Annotated in this window: 1 protein-coding gene; it reads right to left on the minus strand. The window is 73.1% G+C overall.

Annotation, left to right across the window (positions count from 1 at the left end; genetic code table 11):
* Nucleotides 1-1621, minus strand: a 1621-nt coding sequence (locus PUR56_RS00230) for a beta-ketoacyl synthase N-terminal-like domain-containing protein (protein ID WP_329947338.1), incomplete at both ends; no start/stop codon positions are given.

Raw genomic sequence — 1621 nt, forward strand, 5'->3', positions numbered from 1 at the left:
CCCGTCCCGTCCGCACCCGCACCGAACGACTTGCACCGGCCGTCCGGCGCCAGACCCCGCTGACGCGAGAACTCCACGAACACATCCGGCGTCGGCATGACCGTCACACCACCGACCAGCGCCATCGAGCACTCACCCGACCGCAGCGCCTGCACCGCCAGATGCAGGGCCACCAACGACGACGAGCACGCCGTGTCCACCGTCACCGCCGGCCCCTCCAGGCCGAACGTGTACGAGATCCGCCCCGACATCACCGACGAAGCCGTACCCGTCAGCAGATGCCCCTCCACACCGTCAGCATCCTCGACCGGTCCGGAGCCGTACCCCATGAACGAGGCACCGACGAACACGCCGACCGGGTGTCCGGCCAGTCCGGCCCGTGGGTCCACGCCTGCCCGTTCGAACGACTCCCACGAGGTCTCCAGCAACAGGCGCTGCTGCGGATCCATCGCCAACGCCTCACGCGGCGAGATCCCGAACAGCCCCGCATCGAACTCGCCCGCGCCGTACAGGAACCCGCCCTCCCGGGCGTAGAACGTCCCCGCATGCTCCGGATCCGGGTGGTACAACCCCTCCAGATCCCACCCACGATCCGTCGGGAACGCCCCGATCCCGTCCTCGCCTGCGGAGAGCAACTCCCAGAACCGTTCCGGAGAGTCCACCCCGCCGGGCAGCCGCAGGCCCATCCCGACGATCACCACCGGATCGTCGTCGGTGGCGACAGCGAGCGCCGGAACGGCAGGACCGGCCGCCTCCGCGCCTCCCACCTCGGCCAGGACGAACGCGGCGAGCCGCTCGGCGCTCGGGTAGTCGAACGCCAGCGTCGCCGGCAGCGCCAGCCCGGTCGCGGCCTGCAACCGGTTCCGCAGCTCGACGGCCGTCAGCGAGTCGAAGCCCAGCTCCTTGAAGGCCCGAGACGCCTCGATCTCCCCGGCCGACGCATGGCCGAGAGCCGCCGCGACCTCGGCCCGGACCAGCTCCAGCACGGTCCGCTGCCGCTCCGCCGACGACAGACCCGCCAACCGGGCGGCCAGCCCGGTACCCGGCTCCGGCACGGTGGCCGACTCGGCGGCCTCCGGCAGGTCGGCCAGGAACGGCCGCTCACGCGCCGCCGTGAACAGCGGCAGGAACTCCGACCACCGCACGTCCGCGACCGTGACCAGGTCGTCCCCGGCGCCCACGGCCCGGGCCAGCGCGGCCACGGCGCGATCGGGAGCCATCCCCACCAGGCCCTGCCTGCGGAGCGAAGCGGCGGCCTCGACGTCGGCCGCCATGCCGACGCTCGCCCAGGGACCCCAGGCGACCGACGTACCGGGAAGCCCGGCGGCCCGTCGGCGCAGGACCAGGGCGTCGAGAGCGGTGTTCGCCGCCCCGTACGCGGCCTGCCGACTGCTGCCCCATGTCGCCGAGATGGACGAGAACACCACGAACGCGTCGAGATCCGTACCGACCAGCGCGTCCAGGTGCAGCGCCCCGTCGGCCTTGCCCCGGATCACCCGGTCCAGATGCGCCTCGTCCGCGTCGACCAGCGCCACGTCCTCGCCCACACCGGCCGCGTGCACGACCGCGTCGACCCGACCGACCACGGCCAGCAACGCCTCCACCGCGGACCGATCCGCCA

The organism is Streptomyces sp. BE303 (assembly GCF_036290945.1).
Classification (GTDB): Bacteria; Actinomycetota; Actinomycetes; order Streptomycetales; family Streptomycetaceae; genus Kitasatospora.